Below are 15,040 nucleotides of genomic sequence, written 5' to 3'. Positions count from 1 at the left end.
CTGCCAGGATGCGGTACGTCATGGTGGAGATACCGAAATCGCCCCCGCCCGCGTCGCCCGCGTCGCGCGCCGTCCCGACGAGCGCCGACGTGGCCCGAGCGGCCGGCGTCTCGCGCGCGACCGTCTCCTACGTCCTCAACAACGCCACCGCGGTACGGATCAGCGAACCCACCCGCCGCCGCGTCCACCAGGCCGCGAAGGAACTGGGCTACGTCCCGCACGCGGCGGCCCGCAGTCTGCGCGCCGGGCACAGCCGCATGGTGCTCATGCCCGCCCCGGCGGTCCAGGCCGGTCCGCTCTACAGCCAGTTCCTCAACGAACTCCAGTGGGCGCTCGGCCGCTTCGACTACACGGTCGTGCAGTACGGCGCCGTCGGCGTGCACGGCGACGACGCCGCCCGCGCCTGGGCCGAACTCCGTCCGGTCGCCGTCCTCGTCCCCGGTGCCGGTCTCGGCCCGCGGGGTGTGGCCGTGCTCAAGCGCTCCGGCGCCCGCGCGGTGGTCACCCTCGGCCCCGAGTCCGTCGAGGGCGCGCACGCCCTGCTCATGGACCACGAGGGCGTCGGCCGCGCCGCCGGCGCCCACCTGTACGCCCGAGGCCGACGCCGCGTGGGCGTCGTCGTCCCCGCCGAACCCGGCCTGGAGGGCTTCTCCCGGCCCCGCCTCGCCGGGGTGCGCGACGCGCTGGCCGGCACCGACGCGACGGTCGTCGAACTGCCCCTCGACTACGAGGAGGAGTCCGCCGCCCGGCTCGCCGCCCGCTGGCGGGGACTCGGCCTCGACGCCGTGTTCACGTACAACGACGAGTACGCGATGCTGCTGATGCGCGCCCTCCAGGACGAGGGCGTCCGGATCCCCGACGAGACGGCCGTCATCGGTGCCGACGACCTCATGCTCGGCCGGCTGCTGCGGCCCCGGCTGAGCACGGTCCACATCGACCTGCCGTCCGGCCGCGACCTCGCCGAACTGGTCGACCGCGCGGTCCGCGACCCCGGCGCCGAGCCCGAGACACACCGGGTCCTGGGGGCCTCGGTGGTGCACCGCGACTCCAGCTGAGGGGGCGTGCCGCGCGGGCGGCGGCGTAGGCCCAGGTGTCCCGCCGAGGCCTACTGCGAGTCGTAGGCTTTGATGCTCACCGCCGGGCCGTAGGAGTTGCGCGCCACCGCGGCGGCGGCCTTCCCGGTCACCTGTACGACTGCCGTGCCGTGGGCCGGCACCTGCGTCAGGCCGCCGACCGGGGTGATCTCCACGGCTTGCTGCGTCGCGCCCTTGGGGGGCTGGTCCCAGAGGATGTAGGCGAGCCGTACGGCGACGGGAAAGTCGTCCGAGTTGGTGAGCCGGACGGCCGTGAAGCGCTCGAACCTGGTGATCTCGCGTCCGCGGCTGTCGAGTGCCTGGGTCGACACCTCGTGCGTCCCGGCGCGGACGCGCGCGAAGGCCGCGTCCCGCACGCTCACGCGGACATCGGCCACGTCCCGCCTGCCCGGACCGGAGAACCGCAGGATGTCGTAGGTGTATCCGTACGGCAGGACCAGGTTGCCGCGGTCGCCCCCGTACACCGTGCTCACCGTGACACCGGGCAGGACACGGCCGCTCTTGTCCAGCGCCTTGAGGGACAGCTCGGCGGTCGCCGAGCGGTGCACGGCGTTGTGGATCTGCAGCGTCTGATTGATGGTGTCGTCCGTATCGGAGGCACCCACGTAATGGAAGGACAGCATCCCGGTCAGCCCGTCGCGCACCGATGCGGGGCTGGAACCGGACGACGCTTTTCCGGGTCTCGCCGCGCCCGCGCCCGCGCCGGCCGCAGGCCCGCACCCGGACGCGAGCCCGCCGCCGACCGCCAAGGCCAAGCCTGCGGCCACCATTCTTCGTCGACCCGCCATCACGACAAGCACCCCTCCCCGACGTTCACTGACGGCGGGACGTTATCCGATCATCCTCCGCGGCCAACCGGTGCCCCCGGTTGGATTTCCGCGCGCTCGAAATCTGTCTCCGGTGCTCCTCGGGGCATGCGGGATCTTCCGGGCGCACGGCTTCGAAGTCCGTATGTCGCGGGCCGTCTTCTTTTCGAAGGACGTGACTAGGATGTTGCACGCTCAACCAGATCGGGATGCGTTCGACCACCGGATGCGGCTCGCGCGGCTGCGCCGGAACATCGTGTCCCGTCACGCGGCCGGCGAACCGGCCGCGCACCACACGGGACTCCCGCCCCGAGTCCCGCCGGTCACGAACGGAGAGCCGCCATGCCGTTGCTCGACCCCAAGACCTGGCAGTCCCGGACACTGACGGGGCCGGAGTACGCCGTCACCGAGCCCGCCACCGGCGACACCCTGGGCACGGTCATCCTGGCCGGAGCCGAGGACGTCCGTACGGCCGCGGCCGACGCCCACGACGCTCAGGCGGAGTGGGCGCGCCTGCCGCACTTCGTCCGAGCCGGGGTGCTGCGCAGGGCCGGCGACCTGTTCGCGGAGCACGCCGACGAACTGCGCGAGTGGATCGTCCGTGAGGCGGGGTCCGTCCCCGGCAAGGCCGACTTCGAACTGCACGTCGCGGCCCAGGAGTGCTACGAGGCCGCCGCACTGGCCTCCCGCCCGGCCGGACAGGTGCTTCCCAGCGAGGCGCCCAGGCTGTCGTACACCCGGCGCGTCCCGGTCGGTGTGGTCGGCGTGATCGCCCCGTTCAACGCCCCGCTGATCCTGTCCATCCGCTCGGTCGCCCCGGCCCTCGCCCTCGGCAACGCCGTCGTACTGAAGCCCGACCCCCGCACGGCGGTCTGCGGCGGCCTCGCCCTGGCCGCGGTCTTCGCGGCGGCGGGCCTGCCCGACGGGCTGCTGCACGTCGTGCCCGGCGGGCCCGAGGCCGGTCAGGCACTGGTGGCCGATCCGCAGGTGCCCGTACTGTCCTTCACCGGCTCCACCGCTGCGGGGCGCGCCGTCGGGGAGGCGGCCGGACGGCACCTGAAGCGGGCGCATCTGGAGCTGGGCGGCAACTCCGCCCTGATCGTGCTGGAGGACGCCGACCTCGACGCGGTGATCTCCACGGCCGCCTGGGGCTCGTTCTTCCACCAGGGCCAGATCTGCATGACGACCGGCCGCCACCTGGTGCACCGGTCCCTGTATTCGGAGTACGTCGAGCGGCTCGCCGCCAAGGCCGACGCCCTGGCGGTCGGCGACCCGCACCGCGCACAGGTCCATCTCGGCCCGCTGATCGACGCCACCCAGCTCGCCAAGGTGCACGCCCTGGTCGAGGCGAGCACGGCCCAGGGCGCCAGGCTCGCAGCGGGCGGCACCCACGAGGAACTGTTCTACCGGCCGACCGTCCTCGCGGACGTCGGCGACCGGACCCCCGCCTACGCGGAGGAGGTCTTCGGCCCGGTCGCGCCCGTACGCCCCTTCGCCACCCTGGGCGAAGCCGCGACGCTCGCCGCCGACAGCCCCTACGGCCTCTCCCTGGGCATCGTCACCCGGAACGCCGCCCGCGGCCTGGACCTCGCCGAGCGGATCCCGACCGGCATCGTCCACATCAACGACCAGACCGTGAACGACGAGGCCGTGGCACCCTTCGGGGGCGTCGCCGCGTCCGGCACCGGCGCCCGCTTCGGCGGCGAGGCCAACCTGGAGGCCTTCACCGACGTGCGCTGGACGACGGTGCGCCCGGACGTGGCCCCCTACCCCTTCTAGGAACTGGTCCCTCCCGGTTCCAGGGGCTGGTCCCTCACGGTTCCGAGGGCTCAGCCCGGGATCTCCGCCGGGAGCCGCTCGCCCCTACTCGCCCTGAGCCTGCGCCTGCTCCTGCTGCTCGGCGATGCTCTTGCGGACCTCGTCCATGTCCAGCTTCCGGGCCTGGCCGATGACGTCCGTGAGAGCGGGCGCGGGCAGCGCCCCGGGCTGGGCGAACACGGCCACCTGGTCGCGGACGATCATCAGCGTCGGGATGGACTGGATGCCGAAGGCCGCGGCCAGCTCCGGCTGGGCCTCGGTGTCGATCTTGCCGAAGACCAGGTCCGGGTTCTCCTCGGCGGCCTTCTCGTAGACGGGTGCGAACTGACGGCACGGCCCGCACCAGGCAGCCCAGAAGTCGATGAGGACGAACTCGTTCTCCGTCACCGTCTGGTCGAAGTTCTCCTTGGTCAGCTCCACGGTGCTGCTCATGCGTGCATCCCTCTCTCTGGTGTGGGGGCGAAACCGTCCGCACAACACTGCTGGACGGGGAGGTATTCCACCGGGTACGCGGCGCACGTACCCGTGTGGCCACCGGGCACACCACCCAGCAGACTGGGCCCATGACGGAAACGGAATCCATCGCGTACGACGTCGTGGTGCTCGGGGCCGGGCCCGTGGGGGAGAACGTCGCCGACCGCACCCGCGCGGCCGGCCTGTCCACCGCGGTCGTGGAGAGCGAACTGGTCGGCGGCGAATGTTCCTACTGGGCCTGCATGCCCAGCAAGGCCCTGCTGCGCCCGGTCATCGCCCGCGCCGACGCCCGCCGTGTGCCGGGCCTGCGCCAGACGGTGCAGGGCCCCCTCGACGCGGCCGCGGTCCTCGCCCACCGCGACTACTACACCTCGCACTGGAAGGACGACGGCCAGGTGGCGTGGCTGGACGGTATCGGCGCCGTCCTCCACCGCGGTCACGGACGCCTCGCGGGACCCCGCACGGTGACGGTGACCGGCCCCGACGGCGAGCGGCACGTCCTCACCGCCCGGCACGCCGTCGCCGTGTGCACCGGCACCCGCGCCCAGTTGCCCCCGTTGCCGGACCTCGCCGACGTACGGCCCTGGACCAGCCGGGAGGCCACCAGCGCGCAGGCGGTGCCCGGCCGGCTCGTGGTGGTGGGCGGCGGTGTGGTCGCCACCGAGATGGCCACCGCCTGGCGGGCCCTCGGCTCGCAGGTCACCGTCCTCGTCCGCGGCAAGGGCCTGCTGCCCCGTATGGAGCCGTTCGCCGGCGAACTGGTCGCAGAGGGACTCGCCGAGGCGGGCGTCGACGTCCGTACCGGCACGTCCGTGGAGTCGGTGACCCGGGAGAACGGCACCGTCGTGGTGGTCACCGGCACCGGGGACCGTATCGAGGCCGACGAGATCCTGTTCGCCACCGGCCGTGTCCCGCACACCGACGACATCGGCCTCGACACCATCGGCCTGGAGCCCGGCTCCTGGCTCCCGGTCGACGACAGCCTGCGGGTGTCCGGCAGCGAGTGGCTGTACGCGGTCGGCGACGTCAACCACCGCGCCCTGCTCACCCACCAGGGGAAGTACCAGGCCCGGATCGCGGGCGCCGCGATCGCCGCCCGCGCGGCCGGGGTGCCCGTCCTGGAGACGGACCCCTGGGGCGCCCACTCCGCGACGGCCGACCACGGCGCCGTTCCCCAGGTCGTCTTCACCGACCCGGAGGTGGGGGCGGTCGGCCTGTCGCTCGCGGAGGCCGAACAGGCCGGCCACCGGGTGCGCGCCGTCGACGTGGAGATGTCCTCGGTGGCCGGTGCCGGGCTCTACGGCGACGGCTACCACGGGCGCGCCCGCATGGTCGTCGACCTCGACCGCGAGGTCCTCCTCGGTGTCACCTTCGCCGGCCCCGGCGTCGGCGAGCTGACCCACTCGGCGACCGTCGCCGTCGCCGCGGAGGTGCCGATCGGCAGGCTCTGGCACGCGGTCCCGTCGTATCCGACGATCAGCGAGGTGTGGCTGCGGCTGCTGGAGGCCTACCGGGGCTGACCGGGACCGGCCGGGGACCGAGAGGGCGTGGGGCGGAGGTCTCGCGGGCGTCGGCCACGGGTGGACGCCCGCGGCGGCGTCCCGCCGGGCGCCCGCGGGGTCCCGTCAGCCCGGCAGCTCGAACCCCAGCGCCTTCGCGGCCTCCTCGGGCGTCGCCGCCGCCCAGCGCTCCAGCATCGCCTGGTTCGAGGACAGCGAACGCGGCTCCGCCCGGTCGAGGTAGAGCATGCCGTCCAGGTGGTCGGTCTCGTGCTGCACGATCCGGGCGGGCCAGCCGGTGAACACCTCGTCCAGCGCCCGGCCGTGCTCGTCCTCGCCGGTCAGCCGCACCGCGGTCGGCCGGGCCACCACCGCCTGCCACCCGGACACGCTCAGGCAGCCCTCGAAGAACGCGGCGCGGGAGGTGCCGACCGGCTCGTACGACGGATTGACCAGCACCCGGAACGGCTGCGGCACCCGGCCCCGGGCCAGCCGCACCTCGTCGGGCACCGGCGCCGGATCCTCGATGACCGCGATCCGCAGCGGCACGCCCACCTGTGGTGCCGCGAGACCGACCCCCGGCGCCGCGCGCATGGTGACGCGCAGCGCCTCGACGAAACGGGCCAGCAGCGCGGGGTCCAGGTCGCCGTCGTACCGCTCGGTGCCGCGCCGCAGCACCGGGTCGCCGGCCGCGACGATGGGCAACGGGCCGTCGGTGACGAGGAGTTCCTCGACCAGTTCGACAAGGGGGGTGCGAGCGCTCGGAGATGCCATCGCGCCAGCATGCCACGGCGCTCCGCGCCCCCCGGCATCCCTGTGTGACGCACACCACTCGATTCGCCGGGAACTCGGCCGTGCTCCGCTCCGACTACTGGACCGCCACGATCACCGTCATGGCAGCCCACGTCCCCGACCGCCGGAGAAGCCGCCGATGACCATCGCTCCCTCGACCACCACGGACGAGGTCCCCCAACCCGCCGCGGCCGCGTCGTCCCCGCGCGGCTGGGCCGCCCCCCTGCGCCCGCTGATCCTGCGTCTGCACTTCTACGCGGGCGTGCTGGTCGCGCCCTTCCTGCTCGTCGCCGCGGTCACCGGCCTGCTGTACGCGGGCTCCTACCAGGCCGAGAGGCTCCTCTACGCCCACGAGTTGACCGTGCCCGTGGGTGACACCGAGCTGCCGGTGTCCGAGCAGGTGGCCGCCGCCCGCAAGGCCCACCCCGAGGGCACCGTCACCGCTGTACGGCCCTCCCCGGAGCCGGACGCGACCACCCGCGTGCTGCTGTCCGGCGTCGAGGGCGTCGACGCGAGCCACTCCTACGCGGTGTTCGTCGACCCGTACACAGGCAAGGTGCGCGGCGCCCTCGAACAGTACGGCTCGTCCGGCGCGTTGCCGCTGCGTACCTGGATCAGCGAACTCCACCGCAACCTGCACCTCGGCGAGAGCGGCCGCCTCTACAGCGAACTCGCCGCGAGCTGGCTGTGGGTCGTCGCGCTCGGCGGCGTGGTGCTGTGGTTCTCGCGCCGTCGCGCCCTGCGCAAGGTGCGCGGCACCAGCGGCAGGCGCCGCACGCTGAGCCTGCACGGCAGCGTCGGTGTGTGGGCCGCGGCCGGGTTCGTGTTCCTCTCGGCGACCGGCCTGACCTGGTCGACGTACGCGGGCGCCAACATCGACGAACTGCGCACCGCGCTCGGCCACTCCACTCCGTCGGTGTCCGCGGCGGTCGGCGGCGAGCACGCCGGGCACGACACGGCCGCCGCCTCCGGCGGGGACGCCGGGCACGGCGTCGGCCTCGACCGGGTCCTCGCCGCCGCGCGCGCCGAAGGGCTGGACGGCCCGGTGGAGATCGTCCCGCCCGCGGACGCCTCCTCCGCGTACGTGGTCAAGCAGATACAGCGGGGCTGGCCCACGCAGCAGGACACGGCCGCGGTCGACCCGGCCACCGGCGAGGTCACGGACGTCCTGCGGTTCGCGGACTATCCGGTGCTCGCCAAACTGACCCGCTGGGGCATCGACCTGCACTCCGGCAGTCTGTTCGGACTGGCCAACCAGATCGCGCTGATGCTGCTCGCGCTGTCGCTGGTCCTGCTGATCGTGTGGGGTTACCGCATGTGGTGGCAGCGCGGCCGAGGCTCTGCCTTCGGCCGGCCCGTGCCGCGCGGCGCCTGGCAGCAGGTGCCGCCGTACGTCCTGGTCCCGGCGCTGGCCGTGGTCGCCGTCCTCGGCTACTTCGTGCCGCTGCTCGGCATCCCGCTGGCCTGTTTCGTCGCCGCCGACGTGGTCGCCGGTGAGATCGCGCACCGGCGGGCGCGGCGGACCCCCGCGAGCGGGGCACCGGCCGAGTGAGGTGAGGCGGCCGAGGGCGGGTCGTCGAGGCAGGTGTTTCCTGATCCCGCACGGGGCGACGCCGTTGTCGCGGCGTGCGGGACCAGGAGCTGTGTCAGGTCCGTTCTCAGACCTGTTCGAAGTCGCCCGCGAGCGCCGAGGCGATCCGCAGGTGCGAGGCGGCCTCCTCGTGGCGGCCCTGGCGCTCCAGGGTGCGGCCCAGCATGAGGCGGGCGTAGTGCTCGACCGGGTCGCGCTCCACGATGACGCGCAACTCCGTCTCCGCGCGGCGCAGTTGGGCCGAGTGGAAGTAGGCGCGGGCCAGCAGCAGCCGCGGCGCGGTCTGCTCCGGCACCTCCTCGACCAGCCCGCCCAGCACGCGCGCGGCGGCGGCGTATTCCTTGGCGTCGAAGAACATCCCGGCTCGCTCCCAGCGCTCCGCCGTCGTTCCGTGGTCGTAGTACGTCGTGTCCACTCGTGACCTCCTTCGGGGGCGACAACGGAGCAGGGTAGTTCAATATTCCACTACCTGGGGCGGGGCTCCACGGGGTCAGACGTCGAGGTGCGGCAGCCGTCGGTCCAGCCACCCGGGGAGCCACCAGTTGCCGCGCCCCAGCAGGAACATCAGGGACGGCACCAGCACGAGACGGACGACGGTGGCGTCGAGGACGACGCTGACGGCGAGACCCAGGGCCAGCATCTTCACCACGACGGCCGCGGACCCGGTGAAGGACAGGAACACGACCGTCATGATCATGGCGGCGCAGCTGATCACCCGTCCGGTCACGGACAGGCCCGCGCCGACGGACCGCCTGTTGTCGTGCGTGGCGTGCCACTCCTCGGCGATCCGGGAGAGCAGGAAGATCTCGTAGTCCATGGACAGGCCGAAGACGATGGCGAACATCATCATGGGCACGTAGGACTCGATCGGCACGGGTCCGCTCAGGCCGAGCAGGCCGGCGCCCCAGCCCCACTGGAAGACCGCGACGAGGACGCCGTACGAGGCGCCGGTGGTCAGGAGGTTGAGGACGACCGCCTTGAGCGGGATCACCAGACTGCGGAAGGTCACCGTCAGCAGCAGGAACGCGCAGACCAGGACGATGCCGATGATCAGGGGCAGGCGCTCGGTGACGGTGTCGCGGAACTCGAACCGGCCGGCGGTGCTGCCGGTCAGGTAGGCCGTCGCGCCGGTGCCCTCCAGCGTCTCGGGCAGCGTGCGGTCGGTCAGGGTGTCGAACAGGGTGCCGGTCCGCGCGGACTGGGGCCCGGTGGCCGGGGTGAGCGTGGCGACGAGGAGCCTGCCGTCCTCGGTGGGGTGCGGCGGGGTGACGCGGGCGACGCCGTGGGTCTTCGCCAGGCCGTCGGCCAGCGTCTCGACTATCAGGCCGGCGGGTTCGCTAGCGTGCCCGAGGTCGACCACCACCGTGAAGGGGCCGTCGGCTCCCGGGCCGTAACCGGGTCCGTCGGCCTCGGCGATCCAGTCGTAGGCGGTGCGGGTGGTGCTGCCGGCCGGGTCGGCGCCGGCGTCGATGTGTCCCAGGCGCATGGAGAACAGCGGGATCGTGCAGAGTCCGACGACGGCGAGCCCGGCGGTGAGGAACGTCCCGGGGCGGCGGGCGACCAGGCCCGCGTAGCGGTGCCAGCCGTCGTGCACTCCCGCGGTCTCGGCGACCGGGCGGCGCAGGCGCAGCCGGTCGACCCGGCGCCCCACCAGCCCCATGGCGGCGGGTACCAGGGTGAGCGCCGCGAGGGCCGTGACCAGGACGGCCAGGGTGGCGGCGAGCCCCAGCCGGCCGATCATGCTCAGGCCGCAGGCGTACAGGCTGAGCAGGGCCACCGACACGGTCAGGGCCGCGACCAGGACGGCCTTGCCGCTGCCCGCGGTGGTGCGGCCGACGGCCGTCCCGGTGTCGTACCCGTCGATCAGGTCCTGGCGGAACCGGGTGATCAGGAACAGGGCGTAGTCGATGCCCACGCCGAGCCCGAGCATCGTGGCCAGCGTGGGCGCCGACGTGGCGAAGGTGAGGACGCCGGCGACGATGCCGACGACGCCCAGTCCGACGCCGACGCCGATGATCGCGGTCACCAGCGGCATGACGGCGGCGGCGACGCTGCCGAACGCGAGCAGCAGGACGAGCAGTGCGGCGCCGAGGCCGGTGAGCTCGGCGGCGAGGTCGTCGGCGGGGGCGCGCGCGACGGTGTCCAGGTCGCCGCCGTAGCCGACGCCGACACCCGCGGCCCGGGCGGGTGCCGTCGCCTGGTCGAGCCGGTCGGTGTACGCGTGGCCGAGCGACTTCAGGTCCTGGTCGAAGGAGACCGTCGTGTAGGCGGTGGCGCCGTCCGCGCTGGTCACCGGGGCCGAGACGCCCGTGACGTGCGGCAGGTCCCGCAGCCGCTCCAGCGAGGCGTCGAGCCCGTCCGGGCCCGCGGACAGCCTGCCGGAAGCGGTATGGAAGACGACCTTCCCGCTCGGGTCGGCGAGTGCCGGGTCGGACGCCTCCAGCAGGTCGGCGCCGGCCTGGGTCCGGCTGCCGGGCAGGTTCACCTCGTCGCTGTACGTCGCTCCGACCGTCTGCCGGCCCAGGAGCGCGGCGGCGAGCACCAGGAGCCAGGCGGCGATCACCCACAGCGGGTGCCGGGCGCAGAAGGCGCCGACGCGGTGCGGCGCGGACCGGCGCGGGGTCAGGGAAGAAGAGAGAGAAGGAGGAGAAGAAGGAGGAGAGGACACCGGGCCTCCAGGAGGACGTGACAGGGCCGCCACCGCTGAAGTGGCAGGCCTGACACAACCGTAGAACTGGCAGGGGTGTCAATTGGCATGGGTGACAGTTTTTGGACCGCTCAGGCCTTACGTCCCCCGGGGGCGCAGGCGTCCGACCCCTTGGCGGCGGTCTTGCCGGTGTCGGGCGACAGCCGGAACTCCAGGGCGAGCCCCCCGTCCCCCGCGTGGGCGCCGGTGAGCACGGTGCCGGCGGGCAGCGAGCCGATGTCCACGGTGCGCGGCTTGAGCCGGTCGGCGAGTCCGGCGCCGCCGGGCAGCGCGGACAGCGCCTGGACGGACAGGTCGCGGCCGAAGACGTTGACGCTCGCGGGCGTGAGGTGAGGGTGTGCGAGGTGGTGGAGAGGTCCGTCACCACGGTGACGGGTATCCCCGTGGTGCCCGCGGTGCCGGTGAGGGTGAGATGGGTGCCGTCGGTGCCGGGTTCGAAGGTGCCGCCCTCGTCCGGGAGGCTCTTGCCGAGTCCGGCGTAGGGGACGGTGGCCGTCGCGGTGCCGCCCGACGACCCGCCGTCCGTGGACACGTCGTGCAGGGACGCGTCGACGCTCAGCTCGGTCCCCTGGCGCCGCACGCCCTCGGCGCTGACGTGGACGGTGCCCACCCTGCCGGTCAGGGTCCTGAGGCCGGCGAGGGTGTCGTCGAGATCCACGGAGACGCCCTTGGCGTCGAGGCGGCAGGCGGCGGTCTCGGCGACGCGCCGTTTCACCTTGTGTTCCACGACGAGATCGGTCGCCCCGGCCGCCGCGGCGACGGTGACGGCGACGCCGGCGATGAGGATGACGCGACGGGGGTTCTTCACGGTGTGGTGGCTCCGATCGAGGACAGGATGGCGAAGGCTTCGGGCAGCAGGCGCTCGGGTTCCACCGGAACGCCGGCCTGGCGTCGGCCGCGCAGGGTGCGCAGGACCGCCCGTGCCGCGGACAGGGCGGAGTTGGCGATGACGGCCGCCCGCAGGTCGGCGTCCGGCGTGTGCGCGGGCAGGCGCTGGGCGACGAGTTCGGTGAGCCGCTCCTCGAACTCGGCGAACTGATGGGCCAGGGCTGCCCGCGCGTGCTCGCGCACCTCGTCGATCGGATGCCCCAGCGCGGTCAGGCTGCTGCCGGCGAAGTAGGCGGCCACGTCGCTCAGCGCGCCGCAGGCCGCCTGGAGCGCGCTGTCGCTCTCCGGCCGGGCGAGGAAGGCGGTCTCGATCCTGGCGTAGAGCTCGACACCGTCCGGCAGAAGCAGGGCTTCCTTGCTGTCGAAGTAGCGGAAGAAGGTCCGCTCGGAGACGTTCGCCCCGGCCGCGATGTCGGCGACCGTCGTCTGCGCGAAGCCGTGGTCGCGGAACAGGCGGCTCGCGGCCTCGCGCAGGTTGCGGCGGGTCTCGTCCTTCTTGCGCTCCCGCAGCCCGGGGCCCGGGGTTCTCGTCGCCATGCCGACACCCTCACTTTTCCCGCTGGTTCTGTCAATTGTCATAGCTGCCACTTTCCTGCGGGCGGCGGTCCGGTGCCCGGACGACACAGACTAGGCCGGGGCCGAAGCGCGGACGACGGACTGACGGAGCGGGCCCGGCGGGGCTAGGTTGGGCGGCATGAGCAATCTTGATCGCGCGCCGGTTCCCGCCGTCTGCGGGGGCCGTGGGTTCGTCGTGGCGGAGCCGGTACGCGAGCTCCTGAGCCCCCGTCGGGTCAGGCTCGGCGAGTCCACCGAGGTCCGCCGCCTGCTGCCCAACCTGGGCCGGCGCATGGTGGGCGCCTGGTGCTTCGTGGATCACTACGGCCCCGACGACATCGCCGACGAGCCCGGCATGCAGGTGCCTCCGCACCCGCACATGGGACTTCAGACGGTGAGCTGGCTGCACGAGGGCGAGGTGCTGCACCGCGACTCCACCGGCAGCCTCCAGACGATCCGGCCCCGCGAGCTGGGTCTGATGACCTCCGGACGGGCCATCAGCCACTCCGAGGAGAGCCCCAGGTCGCATGCCCGCTTCCTGCACGGGGCGCAGCTGTGGGTGGCCCTGCCCGACAGCGACCGGCACACCGACCCGCACTTCGAACACCACGCCGAACTGCCGGTCGTCACCACGCCCGGACTGCGAGCCACGCTGATCCTCGGCGGCCTCGACGGCGCGGCCTCGCCCGGGACGACGTACACCCCGATCGTCGGCGCCGACCTGGCCCTCGCCGCCGGCGCGGACGTACGCCTGCCCCTGGAGCCGGACTTCGAGTACGCCGTGCTCTCCATGTCCGGCGAGGCCCGGGTGGACGGCGTGCCGCTGCTGCCCGGCTCGATGCTCTACCTCGGCTGCGGCCGTCACGAACTGCCGCTGCGCGCCGAGTCGGACGCGGCGCTGATGCTCCTGGGCGGTGAGCCGTTCGAGGAGGAGCTGATCATGTTCTGGAACTGGATCGGACGGACCCAGGAAGAGATCGAGCGGGCTCGCCGGGACTGGACGGAGGGCACCCGGTTCGGTGAGGTGAAGGGCTACGCGGGCGATCCGCTGCCGGCCCCCGAACTGCCGCCGCTGCCACTGAAGCCGCGGGGGAGGGCACGCTGAACCGGGCGGCTCCGGAGTGGTCTGTGCGAGCGGGCGACTGAAGGGCGATATCGGGACATATGTAGCTATAGAAATATTTGCTGACATAGTGCCGGCATGGAGATCACCACGGGAGAACCGGGCCGCCGTGGGCGCCGCCGCGGTCTCGTCACCCGCCGCAGCGTCCTCGCCCTCACGGGTGCCGCCGGGATCGCCGGAGCCTGCGTGCTCGTCGGGCTGGTCGGCGGTGCCCCCCACGGCGGCCACCGTCCCGCGGGCCGGCCCGGCCCCTCGGCGATCCCGTCCCCCGGCGCCGCCGGCATCGGCGACCCGCTGATGCCGCTCGACGGCAACGGCGGTTACACGGTCCGCCATTACACGCTCGCCTTCGACTGGCGGGCACCGCGGACCCCCTTCGCGGCCGAGGCCACCGTCGACGCCACCGCCACCCAGGCCCTGTCCCGCTTCGACCTCGACTTCGCGGGCAACACCCTGCACACGGTCACCGTCGACGGCGCGCCGGCGGCCTTCGCACGCGACGGCGACGAACTCGTCGTCACCCCCGCGAAGCCGATCCCGCAAGGCCGCGCCTTCACCGTGCGGGTCGCCTACACCGCCGATCCCACCCAGCGACGCCGGCGCGACGACGCGATCGCGGAGTACGGCTGGGTGCCCACGCCCGACGGCACCGTGCTCTACGCACAGCCCGACGGCGCCAAGATGGTCTTCCCGGCGAACGACCACCCGAGCCTGCGGGCGCCGGTCACCTTCCGCGTCACCACCCCACCGGGCCTGAGCGCGGTGGCCAACGGCCGGCTCGTCGAGCGCGTGAGCCGGCCCGACGGCCGGGTCCGGTGGACGTACGACTCCGAGCAGCCGGTCGCGGCCCAGCTGATCCAGCTGGCGATCGGGAAGTTCGCCTTCGTCGACAGCACCGGCCCGCGCGGGCTGCCCGTCCGCGACGTGGTCCCGGACGGCCTGGTCGCCGACACCGAGGAGTACCGCTCGCTCACCCCCGGGCACCTGGCCTGGCTGGAACAGCGCCTGGGCCCCTACCCCTTCCGCCGCTACGGCGTGCTGGTCGGGGACACCGACCTGCCGGTGGCGCTGGAGTCGCAGTCGCTGTCGGTCGTACCGCGGGCCGACCTGCTCGGCGACCGGGTCGGTGCCGAGCGCAACCTCGTGCACGAGCTGGCCCACCACTGGACCGGTGACAGCGTCGCCATCAGACGGTGGTCCGACCTGTGGCTGAGTGAGGGTCATGCCCGGTTCTACGAACGGCTCTACTCCGCCACGCACGGCGGTGTCGCCCTGGAGGACGCGATGCGGGACGCGTACGAGCAGCACGACCAGTGGCGCCACGACGACGGGGCGCCCGCCGAACCCACCGAGCCCACCCTCTTCCGTCAGATGCGGTACGACGGCTCGGCCCTGGTGCTCTACGCCCTCCGGGAGAAGGTCGGCGAGCAGGCCTTCGACCGGATCGAGCGGGCCTGGGTGACGAAGTATCAGGGCCGGGCTGCGGGCACCCGGGACTTCGTCGCGCTCGCCTCGACGGTCGCGGGTGAGGACCTCGCCCCGTTCCTGACGCCGTGGCTGTACGGGCCGTCCACCCCGCCCATGCCGGGGCACCCCGACTGGACGGTCGACCCGGTCCAGGACTGAGCCGCCGCACCGCCCGTACTGCCGCCGACCGGGTGGCCTCTGCCGGGCTGCTGGTCCACGCCGGTGA

At 73.3% G+C, this 15,040-nt stretch carries 13 protein-coding genes; 6 read left to right on the top strand and 7 right to left on the bottom strand.

The features are described 5' to 3' along the window. Positions 1 to 8: 8 nt before the first annotated feature. Positions 9 to 1,055 (top strand): LacI family DNA-binding transcriptional regulator, encoded by a 1,047-nt coding sequence (locus ACWCQK_RS00350; protein ID WP_451151740.1) that lies wholly within the window; start codon positions 9 to 11, stop codon positions 1,053 to 1,055. Between the two features lie 50 nt (positions 1,056 to 1,105). Here ACWCQK_RS00350 and ACWCQK_RS00345 read toward each other — a convergent pair whose 3' ends face one another. Beyond that, positions 1,106 to 1,738, bottom strand: coding sequence for a hypothetical protein (locus ACWCQK_RS00345; RefSeq protein WP_451150218.1), 633 nt, complete (start codon positions 1,736 to 1,738; stop codon positions 1,106 to 1,108). Between the two features lie 504 nt (positions 1,739 to 2,242). On the opposite strand from ACWCQK_RS00345, the gene ACWCQK_RS00340 reads away from it, so the two are divergent. Continuing rightward, complete coding sequence (locus ACWCQK_RS00340; protein WP_451150216.1) at positions 2,243 to 3,679, top strand: aldehyde dehydrogenase family protein; 1,437 nt, start codon at positions 2,243 to 2,245, stop codon at positions 3,677 to 3,679. Positions 3,680 to 3,763: 84 nt separating this feature from the next. On the opposite strand, the gene trxA is transcribed toward ACWCQK_RS00340, so the two are convergent. Further along, positions 3,764 to 4,150: a thioredoxin gene (trxA, locus tag ACWCQK_RS00335; protein ID WP_451150214.1), complete on the bottom strand. Its 387-nt coding sequence runs from the start codon at positions 4,148 to 4,150 to the stop codon at positions 3,764 to 3,766. A 131-nt stretch (positions 4,151 to 4,281) separates the two neighbouring features. Here trxA and ACWCQK_RS00330 point away from each other — a divergent pair, with 131 nt between their 5' ends. Beyond that, complete coding sequence (locus ACWCQK_RS00330) at positions 4,282 to 5,712, top strand: dihydrolipoyl dehydrogenase family protein (protein ID WP_451150212.1); 1,431 nt, start codon at positions 4,282 to 4,284, stop codon at positions 5,710 to 5,712. Positions 5,713 to 5,817: 105 nt separating this feature from the next. Here ACWCQK_RS00330 and ACWCQK_RS00325 read toward each other — a convergent pair whose 3' ends face one another. Next, positions 5,818 to 6,465 carry a peptide deformylase gene (locus tag ACWCQK_RS00325; protein WP_451150210.1) on the bottom strand — a complete coding sequence of 216 codons (648 nt, stop codon included), beginning with the start codon at positions 6,463 to 6,465 and terminating at the stop codon, positions 5,818 to 5,820. Between the two features lie 157 nt (positions 6,466 to 6,622). Here ACWCQK_RS00325 and ACWCQK_RS00320 point away from each other — a divergent pair, with 157 nt between their 5' ends. After that, positions 6,623 to 8,035, top strand: coding sequence for a PepSY-associated TM helix domain-containing protein (locus tag ACWCQK_RS00320; protein ID WP_451150208.1), 1,413 nt, complete (start codon positions 6,623 to 6,625; stop codon positions 8,033 to 8,035). 106 nt (positions 8,036 to 8,141) lie between these two features. Here ACWCQK_RS00320 and ACWCQK_RS00315 read toward each other — a convergent pair whose 3' ends face one another. The 4 genes from ACWCQK_RS00315 to ACWCQK_RS00300 form a co-directional block, all read right to left on the bottom strand. After that, positions 8,142 to 8,489 carry a tetratricopeptide repeat protein gene (locus ACWCQK_RS00315; protein WP_451150206.1) on the bottom strand — a complete coding sequence of 116 codons (348 nt, stop codon included), beginning with the start codon at positions 8,487 to 8,489 and terminating at the stop codon, positions 8,142 to 8,144. A gap of 75 nt (positions 8,490 to 8,564) precedes the next feature. Continuing rightward, the gene (locus ACWCQK_RS00310; RefSeq protein WP_451150204.1) at positions 8,565 to 10,637 is read right to left on the bottom strand and encodes an MMPL family transporter; all 2,073 of its coding nucleotides are present in this window, start codon (positions 10,635 to 10,637) and stop codon (positions 8,565 to 8,567) included. Between the two features lie 215 nt (positions 10,638 to 10,852). Then, a complete protein-coding gene (locus ACWCQK_RS00305) occupies positions 10,853 to 11,005 on the bottom strand; it encodes a hypothetical protein (protein WP_451150202.1) in 153 nt (50 codons plus the stop codon). A gap of 580 nt (positions 11,006 to 11,585) precedes the next feature. Further along, positions 11,586 to 12,206, bottom strand: coding sequence for a TetR/AcrR family transcriptional regulator (locus ACWCQK_RS00300; protein WP_451150196.1), 621 nt, complete (start codon positions 12,204 to 12,206; stop codon positions 11,586 to 11,588). Positions 12,207 to 12,363: 157 nt separating this feature from the next. Here ACWCQK_RS00300 and ACWCQK_RS00295 point away from each other — a divergent pair, with 157 nt between their 5' ends. Both ACWCQK_RS00295 and ACWCQK_RS00290 read left to right on the top strand, forming a co-directional pair. Next, the gene (locus tag ACWCQK_RS00295) at positions 12,364 to 13,329 is read left to right on the top strand and encodes a pirin family protein (RefSeq protein ID WP_451150194.1); all 966 of its coding nucleotides are present in this window, start codon (positions 12,364 to 12,366) and stop codon (positions 13,327 to 13,329) included. A gap of 96 nt (positions 13,330 to 13,425) precedes the next feature. Next, complete coding sequence (locus tag ACWCQK_RS00290; protein WP_451150192.1) at positions 13,426 to 14,973, top strand: M1 family metallopeptidase; 1,548 nt, start codon at positions 13,426 to 13,428, stop codon at positions 14,971 to 14,973. The last annotated feature ends 67 nt before the right edge of the window (positions 14,974 to 15,040 follow it).

Source organism: Streptomyces sp. NPDC002306, assembly GCF_053593435.1.
Note: the sequence above shows the minus strand (reverse complement) of the source record. Positions and strands in the feature narration are given on the sequence as shown.